The 18136-nt window shown below is 72.3% G+C and carries 16 protein-coding genes; 10 read left to right on the forward strand and 6 right to left on the reverse strand.

What is annotated here, in order from left to right; translation table 11 throughout:
- Nucleotides 1-92 precede the first annotated feature (92 nt).
- The 5 genes from ACIRJR_RS28500 to ACIRJR_RS28520 all read left to right on the forward strand — a co-directional run bounded on the left by ACIRJR_RS28500 (nucleotide 93) and on the right by ACIRJR_RS28520 (nucleotide 6929).
- Nucleotides 93-1502, forward strand: coding sequence for a CitMHS family transporter (locus ACIRJR_RS28500; protein WP_403785817.1), 1410 nt, complete (start codon nucleotides 93-95; stop codon nucleotides 1500-1502).
- A complete protein-coding gene (locus tag ACIRJR_RS28505) occupies nucleotides 1502-2824 on the forward strand; it encodes an MFS transporter (protein WP_403785819.1) in 1323 nt (440 codons plus the stop codon). The genes ACIRJR_RS28500 and ACIRJR_RS28505 overlap by 1 nt, the downstream gene beginning before the upstream one ends.
- Before the next feature lie 117 nt (nucleotides 2825-2941).
- Nucleotides 2942-4276 (forward strand): ABC transporter ATP-binding protein, encoded by a 1335-nt coding sequence (locus tag ACIRJR_RS28510; RefSeq protein WP_403785821.1) that lies wholly within the window; start codon nucleotides 2942-2944, stop codon nucleotides 4274-4276.
- A gap of 147 nt (nucleotides 4277-4423) precedes the next feature.
- Nucleotides 4424-5818, forward strand: a complete 1395-nt coding sequence (locus ACIRJR_RS28515; protein WP_403785823.1) for an aldehyde dehydrogenase family protein — start codon at nucleotides 4424-4426, stop codon at nucleotides 5816-5818.
- 31 nt (nucleotides 5819-5849) lie between these two features.
- Nucleotides 5850-6929, forward strand: coding sequence for a Zn-dependent alcohol dehydrogenase (locus ACIRJR_RS28520; RefSeq protein WP_403785825.1), 1080 nt, complete (start codon nucleotides 5850-5852; stop codon nucleotides 6927-6929).
- A 65-nt stretch (nucleotides 6930-6994) separates the two neighbouring features.
- Here ACIRJR_RS28520 and ACIRJR_RS28525 read toward each other — a convergent pair whose 3' ends face one another.
- The 4 genes from ACIRJR_RS28525 to ACIRJR_RS28540 all read right to left on the reverse strand — a co-directional run bounded on the left by ACIRJR_RS28525 (nucleotide 6995) and on the right by ACIRJR_RS28540 (nucleotide 10564).
- On the reverse strand, nucleotides 6995-7984 hold the full coding sequence (locus ACIRJR_RS28525) for an Acg family FMN-binding oxidoreductase (protein ID WP_403785827.1): 990 nt from the start codon (nucleotides 7982-7984) through the stop codon (nucleotides 6995-6997).
- Nucleotides 7985-8136: 152 nt separating this feature from the next.
- Nucleotides 8137-9105, reverse strand: a complete 969-nt coding sequence (locus ACIRJR_RS28530; RefSeq protein WP_403785829.1) for a DMT family transporter — start codon at nucleotides 9103-9105, stop codon at nucleotides 8137-8139.
- A 44-nt stretch (nucleotides 9106-9149) separates the two neighbouring features.
- On the reverse strand, nucleotides 9150-9875 hold the full coding sequence (locus ACIRJR_RS28535) for an ArsR/SmtB family transcription factor (protein WP_403785831.1): 726 nt from the start codon (nucleotides 9873-9875) through the stop codon (nucleotides 9150-9152).
- A gap of 14 nt (nucleotides 9876-9889) precedes the next feature.
- Nucleotides 9890-10564 (reverse strand): TetR/AcrR family transcriptional regulator, encoded by a 675-nt coding sequence (locus ACIRJR_RS28540; protein WP_403785833.1) that lies wholly within the window; start codon nucleotides 10562-10564, stop codon nucleotides 9890-9892.
- Between the two features lie 66 nt (nucleotides 10565-10630).
- Between ACIRJR_RS28540 and ACIRJR_RS28545 the strand changes: the two genes are divergently transcribed.
- The 3 genes from ACIRJR_RS28545 (at nucleotide 10631) to ACIRJR_RS28555 (ending at nucleotide 12958) form a co-directional block, all read left to right on the forward strand.
- Nucleotides 10631-11782 carry an acyl-CoA dehydrogenase family protein gene (locus ACIRJR_RS28545; protein WP_403785835.1) on the forward strand — a complete coding sequence of 384 codons (1152 nt, stop codon included), beginning with the start codon at nucleotides 10631-10633 and terminating at the stop codon, nucleotides 11780-11782.
- Between the two features lie 178 nt (nucleotides 11783-11960).
- Nucleotides 11961-12251 (forward strand): YiaA/YiaB family inner membrane protein, encoded by a 291-nt coding sequence (locus tag ACIRJR_RS28550; RefSeq protein ID WP_403785837.1) that lies wholly within the window; start codon nucleotides 11961-11963, stop codon nucleotides 12249-12251.
- 83 nt (nucleotides 12252-12334) lie between these two features.
- Nucleotides 12335-12958: a TetR/AcrR family transcriptional regulator gene (locus ACIRJR_RS28555; protein WP_403785839.1), complete on the forward strand. Its 624-nt coding sequence runs from the start codon at nucleotides 12335-12337 to the stop codon at nucleotides 12956-12958.
- Between the two features lie 55 nt (nucleotides 12959-13013).
- On the opposite strand, the gene ACIRJR_RS28560 is transcribed toward ACIRJR_RS28555, so the two are convergent.
- Nucleotides 13014-13475, reverse strand: coding sequence for a MaoC family dehydratase (locus ACIRJR_RS28560; RefSeq protein ID WP_103517463.1), 462 nt, complete (start codon nucleotides 13473-13475; stop codon nucleotides 13014-13016).
- A gap of 157 nt (nucleotides 13476-13632) precedes the next feature.
- On the opposite strand from ACIRJR_RS28560, the gene soxR reads away from it, so the two are divergent.
- Nucleotides 13633-14106 carry a redox-sensitive transcriptional activator SoxR gene (gene soxR / locus ACIRJR_RS28565; RefSeq protein ID WP_403785841.1) on the forward strand — a complete coding sequence of 158 codons (474 nt, stop codon included), beginning with the start codon at nucleotides 13633-13635 and terminating at the stop codon, nucleotides 14104-14106.
- A 235-nt stretch (nucleotides 14107-14341) separates the two neighbouring features.
- Here soxR and ACIRJR_RS28570 read toward each other — a convergent pair whose 3' ends face one another.
- On the reverse strand, nucleotides 14342-14956 hold the full coding sequence (locus ACIRJR_RS28570) for a hypothetical protein (RefSeq protein ID WP_403785843.1): 615 nt from the start codon (nucleotides 14954-14956) through the stop codon (nucleotides 14342-14344).
- A 221-nt stretch (nucleotides 14957-15177) separates the two neighbouring features.
- On the opposite strand from ACIRJR_RS28570, the gene ACIRJR_RS28575 reads away from it, so the two are divergent.
- Nucleotides 15178-18006, forward strand: a complete 2829-nt coding sequence (locus ACIRJR_RS28575; protein ID WP_403785845.1) for a penicillin acylase family protein — start codon at nucleotides 15178-15180, stop codon at nucleotides 18004-18006.
- Nucleotides 18007-18136 lie beyond the last annotated feature (130 nt).

An 18136-nucleotide genomic window follows, 5' to 3' on the forward strand; every position in this document is an offset into this window, starting at 1 on the left:
TCGACCCCTTGTTGACGCCGCTTCACGGCACCTAACGTCATCCGGACCGCCGGCACCGGTGAGAGTTCAAAGGTGAACGTGAGGTATCCCCAATGCTGACCATTCTCGGCTTCGCCATGATCGCGACCTTCCTGGTCCTGATCATGATGAAGAAGATGTCGCCGATCGCGGCCCTGGTCCTGATCCCCGCCCTGTTCTGCGTGGCCGTGGGACAGGGCGCGCAACTCGGCGACTACGTCATCGAAGGGGTCGGCACCCTCGCGCCGACCGCCGCGATGCTGATGTTCGCCATCGTCTACTTCGGCGTGATGATCGACGTCGGCCTCTTCGACCCGATCGTCAGGGGCATCCTGCGCTTCTGCAGGGCCGACCCGATGCGGATCGTCGTCGGTACGGCGCTGCTCGCCGCGGTCGTCTCGCTGGACGGCGACGGCTCCACCACCTTCATGATCACCGTCTCGGCGATGTACCCGCTCTACAAGCGGCTGAAGATGAGCCTCGTGGTCATGACCGGTGTCGCGGCCACGGCCAACGGCGTCATGAACACCTTGCCCTGGGGCGGCCCCACCGCCCGAGCCGCCACGGCGCTCAAGGTGGACGCGGCCGACATCTTCGTCCCGATGATCCCGGCGCTCGCCGTCGGCCTCCTCGCCGTCATCCTCCTCGCCTGTGTCCTGGGCCGCCGCGAGCGCAGGCGCCTCGGCATGCTCACCCTCGACGAGGCACTGGTGACCGAGCCCGAGACCGTCCTCGTCGGCGCGGGCGGCGGCAACGACCGGCTCGCCAAGGCCCCGGAGGGGGCCGGCACCGGCGGTACGGGAACCGCGGACGGCGGTGAGGGTGGCGAGGCCGGCGAGGAGTTCAGGGGGCTCGACCCCCACAGGTCCACGCTGCGCCCCCGGCTCTACTGGTTCAACGCCGGCCTCACCGTCGCCCTGCTGGCCGCGATGATCCTGGAACTCATGCCGATCCCGGTGCTCTTCCTGCTCGGTGCGGCCCTCGCCCTCACCGTCAACTTCCCCCACATGCCGGACCAGCGGGCCAGGATCGCGGCCCACGCCGACAACGTCCTCAACGTCTCCGGCATGGTCTTCGCCGCGGCCGTCTTCACCGGCGTGCTCACGGGCACGGGCATGGTCGAACACATGGCGGACTGGCTCGTCGGGACGATCCCCGACGCCATGGGCCCGCACATGGCCGTCGTCACCGGTGTGCTGAGCCTCCCGCTCACCTACTTCATGTCCAACGACGGCTTCTACTTCGGAGTGCTTCCCGTGCTCGCCGAGGCCGGCGCCGCCCACGGCGTCTCCCCCCTGGAGGTCGCCCGCGCCTCCATCGTGGGACAGCCGCTGCACATGTCGTCGCCCCTCGTGCCCGCCGTCTACGTCCTGGTCGGCATGGCCAAGGTCGAGTTCGGCGACCACACCCGGTTCACGGTCAAGTGGGCCGTGCTCACCTCGCTGGTGGTCCTCGGCGCGGGCATCCTCTTCGGAATCATCTGATGCCTCCGGAACCACGGCCCGGCAGGGGCTGGCTGCTGCGCCTCGTCATCGCCTTCGCCTTCGCGCAGGGGGCGGTGTCGATGGCGCGGCCCGCCGTCTCCTACCGGGCCCTCTCGCTGGGCGCCGACGAGCGGGCGATCGGTGTCATCGCCGGTGTGTACGCGCTGCTGCCGCTCTTCGCCGCCGTACCGCTCGGCCGGAGGACCGACCACGGCCGCTGCGCCCCCCTTCTGCCCGCCGGGGTCGTCCTGATCGGCGGCGGCTGCGTGCTCAGCGGCACCGCGGGCTCCCTCACCGCGCTGGCGGTGTGGAGCGGGGTCATGGGCCTCGGCCACCTCTGCTTCGTGATCGGTGCCCAGTCGCTCGTCGCCCGGCAGTCCGCACCGGCCGAACAGGACCGCAACTTCGGTCACTTCACCATCGGCGCCTCCCTCGGTCAGCTCGTCGGGCCGATCGCCGCGGGCTGCCTGATCTCCGAGCGGGACGGCGCGATGGCCCGTACGAGCACCCTCGCCCTGCTCGTCTCGGCGGTCGTCGCCGCGGTGTCCTTCACCGCGCTGTGGCGCATCGAGCACCGGGGTGCGGCCGGCCCGCCCCGCCGATCCGCCGGGAAGGTGCCGGTGGGCGGCATCCTGCGCACCCGGGGCGTCCCGGCCGGCATCTTCGTCAGCCTCGCCGTGCTCTCCGCCACCGACATCCTCACCGCCTACCTGCCGGTCGTCGGCGAGCACCGGGGCATCGCGCCCGCCACCGTGGGCCTGCTGCTCAGCCTGCGGGCCGCCGCGACCATCGCCTGCCGCCTCGTCATGACGCCCCTGCTGCGCAGGACCGGCCGGGCCGCCCTGCTCTCCACGACCTGTCTGCTCGGCGGTCTCCTCTGCGCGGCCGTCGCCCTGCCCGTCCCCGTGTGGGTGCTCGCGGTGATGCTCGCCGCGCTGGGCTTCTGCCTGGGGGCCGGTCAGCCGCTCTCGATGACCACCGTCGTCCAGGCGGCCCCCGCGGCGGCCCGCTCCACCGCGCTCGCCCTCAGGCTCACCGGCAACCGGCTCGGCCAGGTCGCGGCCCCCGCCTCGGCCGGGCTGATCGCCGGGGTGGCGGGCACCGCCGCGCCGTTCGTGATGCTGGGCGCACTGCTGATCGGGGCGGCCGGGCTCGCTCTGCGGGGGGTCCGGACCGAGAGGGAGGGCCCTGCCCCCGCCGGTCCCTCCTCCCGCGTCGAGGACCCTGCCCCCGCCGGGCCCGCCTCCCGCATGGAGGACCCTGCCCCCGCCGGGCCCGCCCGCCGTGCCGACAAGCCCTGCACGAACCGGAACTCCGCCTGACACTTCCCGGAACCCATCAGTCCCGCACAAGACGTTCCCACGCCCCGCCCGGTGGGTTAGCTTCAGGCCACGCAGCCGCTCCCCACGCGAATCCCTCCCTCCTTCCCGGGCGGAACCATGTCTCGTACCATCTCCCTGCACAGTGTGAGCAAGACGTACGGACGCTCCTCGCGCGCCGTCGACCGGTTCTCGCTCTCGGTCGCCCCCGGCGAGTTCGTCGTGCTGCTGGGCCCCTCGGGCTGCGGCAAGTCGACCGTGCTCCGGATGATCGCGGGGCTGGAGGAGATCTCCGAGGGGGAACTGCTGCTCGACGGCGAGCCGGCGAACGAACTGTCGCCGCGCGAGCGCGGTATGGCCATGGTCTTCCAGAACTTCGCGCTCTATCCGAACATGACCAATCGGGGCAACATCGGCTTCCCGCTGAAGCTGGAGAACCCCCGCCGCGACAACACCGAGCGTGTGGAGTCCACCGCCAGGATGCTCGGCATCGAGGGCGTGCTGGACCGCTACCCCCGCCAGCTCTCCGGCGGCGAACGCCAGCGGGTCGCCATGGGCCGGGCCATCTCGCGGCGGCCGTCCGCCTTCCTCATGGACGAACCGCTCTCCAACCTCGACGCCAAACTGCGCAACCACCTGCGCGCCGAGATCGCCCAGCTCACCGCCGAGCTGGGCGTCACCACCGTGTACGTCACGCACGACCAGGCCGAGGCGATGTCGCTCGGCCACCGGGTGGCCGTGATGCGCGGCGGGGTCCTCCAGCAGGTCAGCACCCCGCGGGAGGTCTACGCGCTGCCTGACAACGTGTTCGTCGCCGCGTTCATCGGCACCCCGAGGATCAATCTCCTCCAGGCCGTCGTCCACGCCCCGCTGGAGGGGAGGATGTCGATCGACCTCGGCCGGCAGCGCCTCCCGCTGCCCGAACCGCTCAGCCCCGACCACCAGTTGCTCCGCATCCAGCAGGGCCGCCCGATCATCGTCGGCCTGCGCTCCGAGGCCGTCCGGATCGCCCCGCGCAGCCATGCCCGCCCCGGCGAGGTGGCGCTCAGCGGCATCGTCGAGCACGTCGAGTACCAGGGGCACGAGGCGCTCGTCCACCTCAACACCGGTTCGCGGCCTGCCGTGGTGCCCGACCTGGAGTCCGCCCGCCCGCAGACGCCCCAGCGCCGCCGTGCCGGAGGCGGCGGGGCCGGGGTGCTGGGACGCCTCAGACAGCGTGCCACCGGCTCCGTCGCCGTACTCGACCCCCCGGCCCCGGAGCCGTACGCCGTGCGCAGTCCCGACCGCCCGGCCGTCACGGCGAGCGACCTCGTGGTCCGCACCGGCCCCGACATGCGGCTTCGCACCGGTGGACAGGTGCCGCTCCTCGTCGACCTCGCCCACCTGTACGTCTTCGACCACTCCGGGCGCAGGATCTGTCCCCTGCCGAAGGACGTTCCGGGGCTCGACGTGTGACCGCCGGCCGGGATCCGTGCGTGATCTGTGTCTCCGGCCGTTCCCTGGCGCCGAAAAACTAACAGCGCTAGTTTGGAGCCGGGACGGCATCCGTCCGTACGACGCACGGCTTCGGCGGCAGGCACAGCGAGCCCGGGAGGAACAGCCATGAAGGCGCATGACGGGATGTACATCGGCGGGGAGTGGCGGCCCGCCTCGGGCCAGGACACGATCGCGGTCGTGAACCCGGCGGACGAGCAGGTCATCGGCCACGTCCCGGCGGGCACCGCCGAGGACGTCGACGCCGCGGTACGCGCCGCGCGCGCCGCGTTCCCCGGCTGGGCGGCCACCCCGCCCGCCGAGCGCGCGGCCCGGATCGCCGCCCTGCGCGACGTGCTCGCCGCCCGCAAGGACGAGATCGCCGAGACCGTCACCGCGGAGCTCGGCTCCCCGCTGCCGCTCTCCCAGATGGTGCACGCGGGCGTACCGGTGCTGGTGGCCGGTTCGTACGCCGAGCTGGCCGGCTCGTACGCCTTCGAGGAGAAGCTGGGCAACTCCACCGTCCTGCTCGAGCCCGTCGGCGTGGTCGGCGCGATCACGCCCTGGAACTACCCGCTGCACCAGATCGTCGCCAAGGTGGCCCCGGCCCTGGCCGCCGGCTGCACCGTCGTCCTGAAGCCCGCCGAGGACACCCCGCTCACCGCGCAGCTCTTCGCCGAGGCGACCCAGGAGGCGGGGCTGCCGGCCGGCGTCTTCAACCTGGTCACCGGCATCGGCGCGGTCGCCGGCCAGGCACTCGCCGAGCACGAGGGCGTGGACCTCGTCTCGTTCACCGGCTCCACGGCCGTCGGCAGGCAGATCGGGGCCACCGCGGGAGCGGCGGTCAAGCGGGTCGCCCTGGAGCTCGGCGGCAAGTCCGCCAACGTGATCCTTCCCGGCGCCGACCTCGCGAAGGCCGTCAACGTCGGTGTGGCCAACGTGATGTCCAACTCCGGCCAGACGTGCAGCGCGTGGACCCGGATGCTGGTCGACGCCGAGCGGTACGAGGAGGCCGTGGGCCTCGCCGCGGCGGCCGTGGCCAAGTATGTGCCGGGGGAGCGCGTCGGCCCCGTCGTCAACGCCAGGCAGCAGGCACGGGTGCGGGGTTACATCGAGAAGGGCATCGAGGAGGGCGCCCGGCTCGTCGCGGGCGGCCCCGACGCGCCCAGGGACCAGGGCTACTACGTCAGCCCCACCGTGTTCGCCGACGTGACGCCGGACATGACCATCGCGCAGGAGGAGATCTTCGGCCCGGTCCTCTCGATCCTGCGCTACGAGGACGTGGACGACGCCCTGCGGATCGCCAACGACACCGTGTACGGGCTGGCCGGCGCCGTCTGGGGCGCGGACGACGAGGAGGCCGTGGCCTTCGCCCGCCGCATGGACACCGGGCAGGTCGACATCAACGGAGGCCGCTTCAACCCCCTGGCGCCCTTCGGCGGCTACAAGCAGTCCGGGGTGGGCCGCGAGCTGGGCCCGCACGGCCTCTCCGAGTACCTCCAGACCAAGTCCCTCCAGTTCTGATCCCCCAGCCGATCCACCGAGGAGTCTGTTCGTGGTCCGCGCCGCTGTACTGCCCGCTGTCGGAGCTCCGCTGGAGATCACCGACATCGAACTCCCGGAGCCCGGCCCCGGCCAGGTGAGCATCAGCCTCGCCGCCGCCGGTGTCTGCCACTCCGACCTGTCCCTGACCAACGGCACCATGCGGTTGCCCGTCCCCGCCGTCCTGGGCCACGAGGGCGCCGGCACGGTGCTCGCCGTCGGCGAGGGTGTCACCCACGTCGGCGTGGGCGACCCGGTCGTCCTCAACTGGGCGCCGTCCTGCGGAGCGTGCTTCCACTGCGGGATCGGCGAGGTGTGGCTCTGCGCCGACGCGCTCAAGGGCGCGGCGAACATCCACGCCCGTACGGCCGACGGCACCGAGCTCCACCCCGGCCTGAACGTCGCGGCCTTCGCCCAGGAGACCGTCGTCGCCGCGAACTGTGTGCTGCCCGCGCCGGCCGGCGTCCCGCTCGACGACGCCGCCCTGCTCGGCTGCGCGGTCCTCACCGGATACGGGGCCGTCCATCACTCCGCCCGGGTGCGTGAGGGCGAGAGCGTCGTCGTCTTCGGGATCGGCGGGGTCGGCCTCGCCGTCCTGCAGGCCGCCCGTATCGCCGGCGCGTCGAAGATCATCGCCGTGGACGTGTCACCCGAGAAGGAGGAACTCGCCCGCCGGGCCGGTGCCACCGACTACGTCGTCGCCTCGGACACCACACCCCGTGCCGTCCGCAAGCTCACGGGCGGTCAGGGCGCGGACGTCGCCGTGGAGTGCGTGGGCCGCCCCGCCACCATCCGCGGGGCCTGGGAGTCGACCCGCCGGGGCGGCCGCACCACGGTCGTCGGCATCGGCGCCAAGGACCAGCAGGTGACCTTCAACGCCCTGGAGATCTTCCACTGGGGCCGCTCCCTCACCGGCTGCGTCTACGGGAACAGCGACCCGGCCCGCGACCTGCCGGTGATCGCCGAGCACATCCGGGCCGGACGGTTCGACCTCTCCATGCTGGTGACCGAGCGGATCTCGCTGGACGGCATCCCGGCGGCGTTCGAGAACATGATCGCGGGCAAGGGCGGGCGGGCGCTGGTCGTCTTCTAGGACGGCCGGCGCAGGCGGGCGGGGCCGTGCGGGCACGGCCCCGCCGTGAGCGGTCCGCCGCCCGTTCAGGCAGCCGTCCGGCGGATCACCTGGCTCAGCGGCCGGCGGGGCGAGGCCGGGGGCTGTTCGGTCGCGTACCCGAGCCTCAGCACCATCTGCGGGTACCCGTAGTGGGCGGCGCCTCCGGAGACGTCGGGCCGGAGTTCGGCGTCCTCGAGCGGCTGGTTGGCGAACGAGGCCGCGATGCCGTGTCCGGTGGCTTCGAGCAGCAGCCTCTGCAGCGCCTGGCCGGCGGCGATCCAGGATCCCGCGTCGTCGTCCGACGTCTCCAGGACGGCCAGGTCCGGGTGCGGCTCGAAGGCCGCACTCCCGCGTCCCGGCAGGTCGAGACCCACGGCCATGTCCCGTACCGGCGGATCGTCGGGACGACCGCCCCGGGGCACCGGGCCGAGGTTGCCGACCGGAATGGCTGGCTCTTCGGCACGCGGCGAGAGCCGTGCGTCCCGGTCCTCGCGGACGTCCTCGTCCTCGGTCCAGGTCGCGTGCCGTATCGAGGTCAGCATGCGCTGGTACTCCGGCTCCGCTTCCAGCAGCCGCAGCGTCGCCCCCTCGCGCCGGGCGGCGTCGTGCAGCAGCGCCAGCACGTCGGCGGGGACCCCCTCCGGGCGGAAGGGGTACCGGTTCGTACGCCGGCTGTCCACCCAGCGGTACAGCTCGTCCAGCACCGGGTCGGGGGCGGCGTCGGTCACCGCGATCCGCGCGACGAGCAGCGGGTCCCCGGCGTCGGGAAGCACCGACACCCGGGATCCGTGGCCCCGGCGCGCGAGGGACGCCCGGGCGTTGAACACCGCGGCACCGCACGACAGACGCACATCGCGGGCAGCGGACGCCGTCGGCATCCAGGCGTCGTGCGGATCGGCGTGCACCTCCATGCCGTCCTCCGTGAAGGTGAACGACCATGGCTGGGTGTTGAACACCGAGGGGGCGGCAGCCGCGGCGGCTGCCACGACGAGCTGTTCCGAAGCATTGAGCGTGACATGGCCGGTGTGCCGCATGTCTCGTGACCTCCCGCGGGTTCGGCCGTGCGGACGGGCCGGGCCGTCCACACGGGATGTGACGTATCTCCCAGCTTGCGGCTTCGGCGCGGCAGGCGTGAGGGACACAGGTCACCTGCGGGAAGGACTTCGGTCCCGTCTCCCGGCGCGGCTCAGGGCCGTTCGGCCGTCACCTGCCCGGCGTCCGTCGTCACCGGAGGCAGCGTGCCCCTGTTCCGCGTCCGGGTCCGGGAGACCGCCACACCCGCGAGGCAGAGCAGCCCGCCCGCGACGGTGAGCAGCGCGGGGACCTCGTCGAGCAGCAGCCAGGACATCAGCACCACCAGGGCGGGCACCGCGTACGTCGTCGCGCCCATCCGGCCCGCGGTGGTCCGCGCCAGTGCGTAGGCCCAGGTGGTGAAGGCCAGTGCCGTCGGGAACACCCCGAGATAGATCATGTTCAGCGTGGCCGGGAGCGGGGCGCCGGCCGCCTCGGAGACCAGTACGCCGGTGAACGGCAGGCAGGCGACCGTGCCGATCAGGCACCCGAACGTGGTGATCTGCAGAGCCGAACCGTGCCGGAGGGCCGGCTTCTGGCTGACCACCCCGCCGGCGTACGCCACCGCGGCCACCAGGCACAGCACGACGCCGAGCACCGACGAGCTCCCGTGCCCCGACATCGAGAGCCCGACCACGGCCGCGCCCCCGAACGAGACGGCCATGCCGGCCAGCAGCCGGCGGGGCAGGCCCTCGCCGAGGAGTCCGGCGCTCAGCAGTGCGATCAGGATCGGTCCGATGTTCACGACCATCGCCGCGGTGCCCGCGTCGACCTGCTGCTCACCCCAGTTGAGCACCACCATGTACAGCCCGAACCAGAGCAGTCCCGATGCCACGATCCCCGGCCATGCCGCCCGGGACGGCAGCCCCTCCCGGCGCACGAGCAGGAACGCACCGAGGGTCAGGGTGCCCGCGAGGAGCCGGCCGAGCGCCAGTGCCCCCGGTGAGTAGGCCTCCCCCGCGCTGCGGATGGAGACGAACGCCGAGGCCCACAGGATGACCGTGGTGCACGCGGCGGCCGGGGCGCGCCAGTCGCGTCCCGGGGTGGCAGGCGCGGCGGGGCGCGCTGTGGGTGTCGTCGTCATGGCCACGACGGTATGCGGGTGACGCTTCGGGGCCCACCGAATTGTCAGCTCGCGGTGAGGTCCGCCGGTTCGATGCCCAGGTGCTCGGAGAACGCGCCCAGCCCCACGGGCGTCACCCGGACGGCTCTGCCCGACCCGACGCGCTCGCACCATCCGGCGTCCAGCACGTGCCGGCACAGGGCGGCACCCGAGGTTCCGGCCAGGTGCGGGCGCCGCTCGGTCCAGTCCAGGCAGCCGCGGGCCAGAGGGCGCCGTGACGCCGTACCGAGCGGGACGGAGAGCGCGGCGAACCACTCCAGACCGTCCTCGGTGAGCGCGAAGCCGGTGTCCTGGCGCAGGAGTCCGCGTCCGGTCATCGCGTCGGTGACGAGGACCCCGAGCCGTCCTGCGAGATGGTCGTAGCAGGTACGCCCTCGCGCCAGCGCCTGCTGGAGGCCCGCCTCACGCAGGGTGCGCACGGGTGCCCGCGCGCCGGGCCGGGCGTGGGCGGCCAGCTCCTCGACCAGCTGGGCGGTCCGCCCGTCGGCGAGCCGCACATAGCGGTGGCGGCCCTGGCGTTCCTCCGCCAGCAGCCCGCCTGCGACGAGCTTGCCCAGATGCTCGCTGGCCGTGGAGGCGGCGACCCCGGCGGAGCGCGCCAGTTCGCCGGCGGTCCAGGCCCGGCCGTCGAGCAGGGCCAGACAGAAGGAGGCGCGGGTCTCGTCGGCGAGCAGGGACGCCAGCGCGGCGAGGCGCGGCGCTGCCGGATCGTGCGGTGTCGTACGGGCCATACGGACAGGATGCGTCAGGCACCGTTCGGCGCGTGCCGAACGGTGCGGCCGGCGGCCGCCTGCTCGTACTGGAGCGCCAGACCGTCCAGCAGGGCGCGCAGCCCCGTCTCGAAGGCGCCTTCGTCCACCTGCTGGCGGCGGTCGGCCAGCAGGTGGGCCTGGCCGAGGTGGGGGTAGTCGGCGGGGTCGTACGCCGTCTCGTCGTCGACGAATCCGCGCGCGAAGGAACCGAGCGCCGACCCGGTGATGAAGTAGCGCATCAGCGCGCCGATGTACGTCGCCTGGGCGGGCGGCCAGCCGGCCCTGACCATGGCCCCGAAGACCGCGTCGGCGACCCGGAGGCCTGCCGGACGGCGTCCGGGCCCCCGGGCGAGCACCGGGACGATGTGCGGGTGCTCGGCGAGCGCGGCGCGGTAGGAGACGGCCCAGTCGTGCAGCGCCGCGGGCCAGTCACGCGGATCGGACTCCTCGAACATCGACAGGTCGACCTGTGCGGACACCGCGTCGGCCACCGCGTCGAGGATCTCGTCCTTGTTCCGGAAGTGGTTGTAGAGCGAGGGCCCGCTGACTCCCAGCTCGGCCGCCAGACGCCGGGTCGAGACGGCGTCCAGCCCTTCGGCGTCCACGAGCGAGCTCGCCGCCCCGACGATGCGGTCTCTGCTGAGGAGGGGCTTGCGCGGTCGGGCCATGCGGCACATAGTAGGGCCTGCAACCATAAAACTAGCAGTGCTAATTAAAAGTTGGGGTGTCGCAGGATGAACCTGGAGCTGAGCGAGGAGCAGGACGCCGTCCGGAAGCTCGCCGAGGACTTCGTCGCGCGGGAGATCACCCCGCACGTCGTGGAGTGGGACCGCGCCGAGAGTGTCGACAAGTCGATCGTGAAGAAGCTGGGCGCCCTCGGCTTCCTCGGCCTGACGGTCTCGGAGGAGTACGGCGGCTCCGGCGGGGACCACCTCGCGTACTGCCTGGTGACCGAGGAGCTCGGCCGCGGTGACTCCTCGGTGCGCGGCATCGTGTCGGTGTCCCTCGGCCTGGTCGCCAAGACGATCGCGTCCTGGGGCAGTGAGGAGCAGAAGCGGCAGTGGCTGCCGAAGCTCACCGCGGGCGAGGCCGTCGGCTGCTTCGGCCTCACCGAGCCGGGCACGGGCTCCGACGCCGGGAACCTGACGACCAGGGCCGTGCGCGACGGCGACGACTACGTCATCAACGGCTCGAAGATGTTCATCACCAACGGCACCTGGGCCGATGTCGTGCTGCTGTTCGCCCGTACCGGCGACACCCCCGGTCACCGGGGCGTCTCCGCCTTCCTGGTGCCGGCCGACGCCCCCGGTCTGACCCGGCGCACCGTCCACGGCAAGCTCGGACTGCGCGGCCAGGCCACGGCCGAGCTGGTGCTGGAGGACGTGCGCGTCCCCGCCTCCACCCTCATGGGCCCCGAGGGCAAGGGCTTCTCCATCGCCATGTCGGCCCTGGCCAAGGGCCGCATGTCGGTCGCGGCCGGCTGCGTCGGCATCGCTCAGGCCGCCCTGGACGCGGCTGTCCGCTACGCCGGTGAGCGCGAGCAGTTCGGCAAGTCCATCGCGAGCTACCAGCTCGTCCAGGAGCTCATCAGCGACATCTCCGTGGACGTCGACGCCGCCCGCATGCTGACCTGGCGCGTCGCCGACCTCATCGACCGCGGCCAGGACTTCGCCACGGCGGCGTCCACGGCGAAGCTCTTCGCCTCCGAGGCCGCCGTCCGCGCAGCCAACAACGCCCTGCAGGTCTTCGGCGGCTACGGCTACATCGACGAGTACCCCGTCGGCAAGCTGGTCAGGGACGCCCGCGTGATGACCCTCTACGAAGGCACCAGCCAGATCCAGAAGCTGATCATCGGCCGGGCGCTGACCGGGGTCTCCGCCTTCTAGGGCCTTCCCGGCGGCTCTCGCCCGCCGAGGGGGCGGCACCGGCCGCGGTGGCTCGCGGCCGGCGGGCCGGACATTCCCGCGGCACGCGTGTCCCGTGGCCCGAACGCGCCGCCGTCTGAGTACCGGGTGAGTACGCCGACGGATACCGGCGTGCTCCGCCGCGCCGGATGCTGTGCGCATGAGTGACACGACATCGGTCAAGCAGCAGAGCACCGGCGCCTACCACGCCCAGGCCGTCCTCTCCTTCGGGCTGGCGCTGGGAGCGGTGGCCCTCGGCATCTTCTTCCTCGACGCCGACGCCTGGGTGCGGGCCTTCCTCGCCATCGGCGTCCTCTACCTCGTCACCTCGTGCTTCACCCTCGCCAAGGTCATCAGGGACCGGCAGGAGGAGGGCCGTATCGTCAGCCGGGTCGACCAGGCCAGACTGGAGAAGATCCTCGCCGAGCACGACCCCTTCCAGAAGCTCTGACGATCTCACCCACCGAGCGCTCTAAGCGCTTGCTCAGGTTCGCGATATGGTGTTCGTCCTGCATGCGAAAGGGGCACGTGGCGATGAGCACGGCGGAGGAGACCGACGGCGACAGCACGCCGTGGAGCGAGGTCACGCCCGAAGCGGCGAGGCGGCTGCTCATCGCGGCCGTCGAGGCGTTCGCCGAGCGCGGCTACCACGCGACCACCACGCGTGACATCGCCGGCCGGGCGGGGATGAGCCCGGCCGCGCTCTACATCCACTACAAGACCAAGGAAGAGCTGCTCCACCGGATCAGCAGGATCGGCCACGACCGGGCCCTGCGCCTCCTGGAGACGGCGGCCGGCCGGGACGGGACGGCCGCCGAGCGGCTCGCCGACGCGGTCCGCTCCTTCGTCAGCTGGCACGCCGAGCGGCACACCACCGCCCGTGTCGTGCAGTACGAGCTGGAGGCGCTCGGCGACGAGCACCGCACCGAGATCGTGGCGCTGCGCCGCCGGAGCGACGCCGTGGTCCGCCGCATCATCGGCGAGGGTGTCCGGGCCGGTGAGTTCGACGTCCCCGACGTCCCCGGCACCACGCTCGCCGTGCTGTCGCTCTGCATCGACGTGGCGCGCTGGTTCAACGCGCAGGGCAGCCGGACCCCCGAGGAGGTCGGCGACCTCTACGCGGACCTCGTCCTGCGCATGGTGGGCGCCCAGAAGTAGCGCGTGACGGAGCCGCGCGGTCCACCGGACCGCGCGGCTCCCGCGTGTGAGCGGCTCAGAAGTAGTAGCGCGACACCGACTCCGCGACACAGGCCGGCTTGTCGCCGCCCTCGCGCTCGATCGTCACGAGCGCGGTCACCTGTACGCCGCCGCCCGCCTCCTCGACGTTCTTGAGCACGGCCGTGGCGCGCAGCCGCGAACCCACCGGGACGGTCGAGGGGAAGCGGACCTTGTTGGTGCCGTAGTTGATGCCCATCTTCGCGCCCTCGACCCGCAGGATCTGCGGCACGAGCACCGGCAGCAGCGACAGGGTCAGATAGCCGTGCGCGATCGTCGTCCCGAAGGGACCGTTCGCGGCCCGCTCCGGGTCCACGTGGATCCACTGGTGGTCGCCCGTGGCCTCGGCGAACTGGTCGATCCTCTTCTGTTCGACCTCCAGCCAGTCGCTGTGCCCGAGCTCCTCGCCCACGCCGTCCCGGAGCTCCTGTGCGGACGTGAAGATCTTCGGCTCTGCCATGGTGCTGGTCCCTGCCTTCCGGCTGTCGGTCGCCCTCTCCGGGGCGGTGTCTAAGCGCTTGCTCAGCATGGTTGGGCCGCGCGTCCCTGTCAACGACGGCCGCCCGGGTTCTCGAAGTGGGGGCAGGGGCCGAGGTGCGGCCATTAGGGTTGGGGGAGTGCCGCAGATCCCGCAGACATACCAGGAACTCACCGTCGGTCAGCTCTCCGCCCGTAGTGGCGCGGCGGTCTCCGCCCTGCACTTCTACGAGTCCAAGGGCCTGATCAGCAGCAGCCGCACCAGCGGCAACCAGCGCCGTTACGCGAGGGACGCCCTGCGCCGGGTCGCCTTCGTGCGGGCGGCCCAGCGAGTGGGAATCCCGCTCGCCACCATCAGGGAGGCGCTGGCGGAGCTGCCGGAGGAGCGTACGCCGACCCATGAGGACTGGGCCCGGCTCTCCCGGGCGTGGCGATCGGAGCTGGACGAGCGCATCAAACAGCTCGGGCGCCTGCGCGACCACCTCACCGACTGCATCGGCTGCGGCTGCCTGTCGCTGGAGACCTGTGTGCTGTCCAACCCGGACGACGTCTTCGGCGACCGGATGACCGGCTCGCGCCTGATGCCCGAGCGGGGCGCGGCGAGTCCCTCCTGAGCGTCCGGGCAGAGTGCAGCGAGTCCCTCCTGAGCGTCCAGGCGGGGCGCGGTGGATTCATCCTGAGCGTCCGGCCAGGGCGCGGTGGATCCTTCCGGGTGCTCCAGCGGGGCGCGGCCCGGCGAGTCCGGGCGCGCCCCGGCTACGGGACGGCGGCCTGGGTGAAACCGATGAGGGCGGCGGCGAGTCCGGGCGCGCCCCGGCTACGGCCGGTTCCCCCGCGGCCCCGCGTCCCTCAGGCCGCCGAAGCCGCCAGACCCCTCGCCGGTACGCTCCTCGCCCTGGCCAGGGCGCCCGCCGTCAGGACCGGCCGGGGAACCACGATTCCGCACCCGGTGCAGACGGGGCCGGCCCAGGGTTCCCGGTCCAGGTCCTGGCGCCAGACGATCCCGGTCCCCGTGCAGACCGGGCACGCCGCGCCCGGCTTCCCGCCCAGGGCCGCGATCAGCCGTCCCAGCACCTCGGCGAGGGGGGCGCTGGGATGGACCCCGGGGTCCTCGCAGTGCGCGATCCCGTTGCCGCCCCAGGTCAGCCGGTGCCAGTCGTCGAATGTGCCGGGCCGGCGCAGCCCGTCGTGCTTCTCCCGGCGCCGCCGTTCGGCGAAGCCCGTCTCGTACGCGAGCCAGACGGCCCGCGCCTCCTCCAGTTCCTCCAGTGCGCGGATCAGGCGCACGGGGTCGGGAGCCCGGTCCTCGGGTTCGATCCCGTTCCGGGCGCACAGATGATCCCAGGTCGCCCGGTGACCGTACGGGGCGAACCTCTCCAGGCATTTGCGCAGCGAGTACCGCCGCAAAGCCAGATCGCCCCGTGGATCGCGGACCTGTCTCGCAAGACTCCGGAAACCGGCCATGGCACTGCCACCTCCGTCGCTCGTACTTCGGCGTCATGGGATGGACGTACGACTGCCCGATTCGGCTCCATCCAAGGGTGATTCGCGTCCACGGACCGAGATGGTCCATGTGAGGCCGCGTGCCGGAGTGTGGCGATTCGGAAAAAGTGACTGATGTTCATCTTACCGAGGGGGCGTACCGCCAGTAACCTCCGGCGCATCGGCCACCCGGAGGAGCACGCATGCCCCCACGCACCCGCACGCTCAGAGCCGCCACAGTCGCGGCCGTCCTCGCTCTCGGTACGTCCCTGCTCGCCTCGGCGCCCAGCGCCGGAGCGGCGGAGCCGGAGCCCCTCGCCGTCACCGACCACTGCGGCAACCAGTGCGCGGACATCCTGCCGCCCGGCGAGAACGGCAACGCCACGCTCGTCGAGATCCTCGGCAACAAGGCGTTCGGCACGCACCCCGCCCACAGCGACGATCAGCTCGACCGCTACAACGGCCTGGTCGCGGGCCACACGGGTCTCACCGACCAGAAGCTGACCGACTTCTTCAACGACGCCTCCTTCGGGGTCGCCGCCGACCAGGTCGAGTCCGTGACCAAGCCGCGCGAGGACGTCACGATCACGCGGGACAAGAAGAGCGGCGTGCCCCACATCAAAGGCACCACCCGCTACGGCACCGAGTTCGGCGCCGGGTTCGCCGCCGGGCAGGACCGGCTCTGGCTGATGGACCTGTTCCGGCACATCGGACGCGGCCAGCTGACCTCCTTCGCCGGCGGAGCCCTGGCCAACCAGGGCCTCGAGCAGCAGTTCTGGCCCCAGGCCCCGTACACCGAGGCGGACCTCGAGGCGCAGGTCGAGCGGATCAGGACCACCGAGGGCGCGCGCGGTGAGCAGGCGATGGCCGACGCGCAGGCCTACGTCGACGGCATCAACGCCTACCGGTCGAAGTCCAAGAAGGGCCGCTACTTCCCGGGCGAGTACGTCCTCACCGGGAAGATCGACGCCATCACCAACATCGGCGACATCCAGCCGTTCGAGCTGACGGACCTCATCTCGATCGCCTCGGTCGTCGGCGGCCAGTTCGGCGGGGGAGGCGGAGGCGAGGTCCAGGCCGCGCTCTCGCTGCTCGCCGCCCAGCAGAAGTACGGCGTCGAGGAGGGCACCCGCGTCTGGGAGTCCTTCCGCCAGCGCAACGACCCCGAGGCCGTGCTCACCGTCCACGACGGCACCTCGTTCCCCTACGCGACCAAGCCCGACGAGGCCCGTGGGACGGCCCTTCCCGACCCGGGCTCCGTCACCCCCGAGCCCTTGATCCACGACCGCACCGGTTCGGCGGGCACCGGCAGGAAGGCCCCGGTCGAGGCACCGGAGGCACTGAAACCGCTGCAGGGCATGTACGACGACGGAGTCATCCCCGAGGGCTCGCTGCCGGGATCCGGCGAGGGCGCCCAGAAGCGCGGCATGTCCAACGCCCTCCTGGTGTCCGGGAAGCACACCGCGAGCGGCAACCCGATCGCCGTCATGGGCCCCCAGACCGGCTACTTCGCGCCGCAGCTGATGATGCTCCAGGAGCTCCAGGGACCCGGCATCAGTGCCCGCGGGGTGTCCTTCGCCGGGGTCGGCATGTACATCCAGATGGGCCGGGGCCAGGACTACGCGTGGAGCGCCACCTCGGCGGCCCAGGACATCACCGACACCTACGCCGTCGAGCTCTGCGAACCCGACGGGTCCGCACCCACCAAGGACTCCACGCACTACCGCGACGACGGTGCCTGCACGGCCATGGAGAAGATGGAGCGCACCAACTCCTGGAAGCCGACCGTCGCCGACTCCACGGCCAAGGGCTCCTACCGGATGCAGGTGTGGCGCACGGACTACGGCATCGTCACCCACCGCGCCACGGTGGACGGCAAGCCCGTGGCCTACACCTCGCTGCGCACCACCTACCGGCACGAGGCCGACTCGATCATCGGCTTCCAGCTGCTCAACGACCCGGCGTACGTGACGGACGCGGCCTCCTTCCAGCAGGCGGCGAGCCACATCGACTACGCCTTCAACTGGTTCTACGCCGATTCGCGCACCGCGGCCTACTACAACAGCGGCATGAACCCGGTGCGCGCGGCCGGCGTGGACGCCGCGCTCCCGGTCAAGGCCGAGAAGGCGTACCTGTGGCGCGGCTACGACCCGGCGGCCAACACCACCGACTACACCCCGTTCGCCGAACACCCGCAGTCCACCGGCCAGGACTACTACATCTCCTGGAACAACCGCCAGGCCGAGGACTACTCCACCGCCGGGTTCGGCTTCGGCGCCGTGCACCGGGGCGATCTGCTCGACGACCGGGTGTCGGAGCTGGTCGACGAAGGCGGAGTGACCCGCGCCTCCCTCACCCGTGCCATGGCCGAGGCGGCCCTCACCGACCTGCGGGGCGAGCAGTTGCTGCCCGAGCTCCTGAAGGTGCTGCGGTCCCAGCCGGTCACCGACCCGGGGCTCGACACGGTGGTGCAGCAGCTGGACTCCTGGCGTTCCGCCGGTGCGCAGCGCAAGGAGACCGGCCCGGGAACGCACACGTACACCCACGCGGACGCGGTACGGATCATGGACGCGTGGTGGCCGAAGCTGATCGACGCGGAGTTCCGCCCCGGCCTGGGTGACAGCCTCTACACGGCGCTCACCGCGAGCCTGGCGACGGACGAGTCGCCTGCCGCGAGCCACGGGCCGAGCGGGGCGCACAGCGGGTCCGCGTTCCAGTACGGCTGGTGGGGCTTCGCCGACAAGGACCTGCGCCAGGTCCTCGGACAGCCCGTCAAGGGGCCGCTGGCGAAGACGTACTGCGGCAACGGTGACCTGAGCACCTGCCGGGCAGCTCTGCTCAGCACCCTGAAGGAGGCCGCCGCCGAGCCGGCTACCGAGGTCTACCCCGGCGACGACAGCTGCGCTGCCGGTGAGCAGTGGTGCACGGACTCGATCGTCCACCGCCCACTGGGCGGCATCTCGCAGAAGCCGGTCCACTGGCAGAACCGGCCGACCTACCAGCAGGTCGTGGAGTTCCCCTCGCACCGCTGAGCACGGGGCGGCCCCACTCCGTCCCCGGCCGTGGGGGGGGGGGGGGGGGCCGGGGGGGGGGGGGGCCGGGGGCCCCCCCCCCCCCCCGGCGCGCCCCCCCCCCCCCCCCCGGGCCGCGGCCGGCCGCCCC

The sequence above is a fragment of the Streptomyces sp. NPDC102402 genome (assembly GCF_044765765.1).
GTDB lineage: Bacteria > Actinomycetota > Actinomycetes > Streptomycetales > Streptomycetaceae > Streptomyces.

Excerpts from the sequence above, each read along its gene's own strand:
- ACIRJR_RS28500 (WP_403785817.1), top strand. The coding sequence starts at position 93 with ATGCTGACCATTCTCGGCTTCGCCATGATCGCGACCTTCCTGGTCCTG.
- ACIRJR_RS28505 (WP_403785819.1), top strand. The coding sequence starts at position 1,502 with ATGCCTCCGGAACCACGGCCCGGCAGGGGCTGGCTGCTGCGCCTCGTC.
- ACIRJR_RS28510 (WP_403785821.1), top strand. The coding sequence starts at position 2,942 with ATGTCTCGTACCATCTCCCTGCACAGTGTGAGCAAGACGTACGGACGC.
- ACIRJR_RS28515 (WP_403785823.1), top strand. The coding sequence starts at position 4,424 with ATGAAGGCGCATGACGGGATGTACATCGGCGGGGAGTGGCGGCCCGCC.
- ACIRJR_RS28525 (WP_403785827.1), bottom strand. The coding sequence starts at position 7,984 with ATGCGGCACACCGGCCATGTCACGCTCAATGCTTCGGAACAGCTCGTC.
- ACIRJR_RS28530 (WP_403785829.1), bottom strand. The coding sequence starts at position 9,105 with ATGACGACGACACCCACAGCGCGCCCCGCCGCGCCTGCCACCCCGGGA.
- ACIRJR_RS28535 (WP_403785831.1), bottom strand. The coding sequence starts at position 9,875 with ATGGCCCGTACGACACCGCACGATCCGGCAGCGCCGCGCCTCGCCGCG.
- ACIRJR_RS28540 (WP_403785833.1), bottom strand. The coding sequence starts at position 10,564 with ATGGCCCGACCGCGCAAGCCCCTCCTCAGCAGAGACCGCATCGTCGGG.
- ACIRJR_RS28545 (WP_403785835.1), top strand. The coding sequence starts at position 10,631 with ATGAACCTGGAGCTGAGCGAGGAGCAGGACGCCGTCCGGAAGCTCGCC.
- ACIRJR_RS28550 (WP_403785837.1), top strand. The coding sequence starts at position 11,961 with ATGAGTGACACGACATCGGTCAAGCAGCAGAGCACCGGCGCCTACCAC.
- ACIRJR_RS28555 (WP_403785839.1), top strand. The coding sequence starts at position 12,335 with ATGAGCACGGCGGAGGAGACCGACGGCGACAGCACGCCGTGGAGCGAG.
- ACIRJR_RS28560 (WP_103517463.1), bottom strand. The coding sequence starts at position 13,475 with ATGGCAGAGCCGAAGATCTTCACGTCCGCACAGGAGCTCCGGGACGGC.
- ACIRJR_RS28570 (WP_403785843.1), bottom strand. The coding sequence starts at position 14,956 with ATGGCCGGTTTCCGGAGTCTTGCGAGACAGGTCCGCGATCCACGGGGC.
- ACIRJR_RS28575 (WP_403785845.1), top strand. The coding sequence starts at position 15,178 with ATGCCCCCACGCACCCGCACGCTCAGAGCCGCCACAGTCGCGGCCGTC.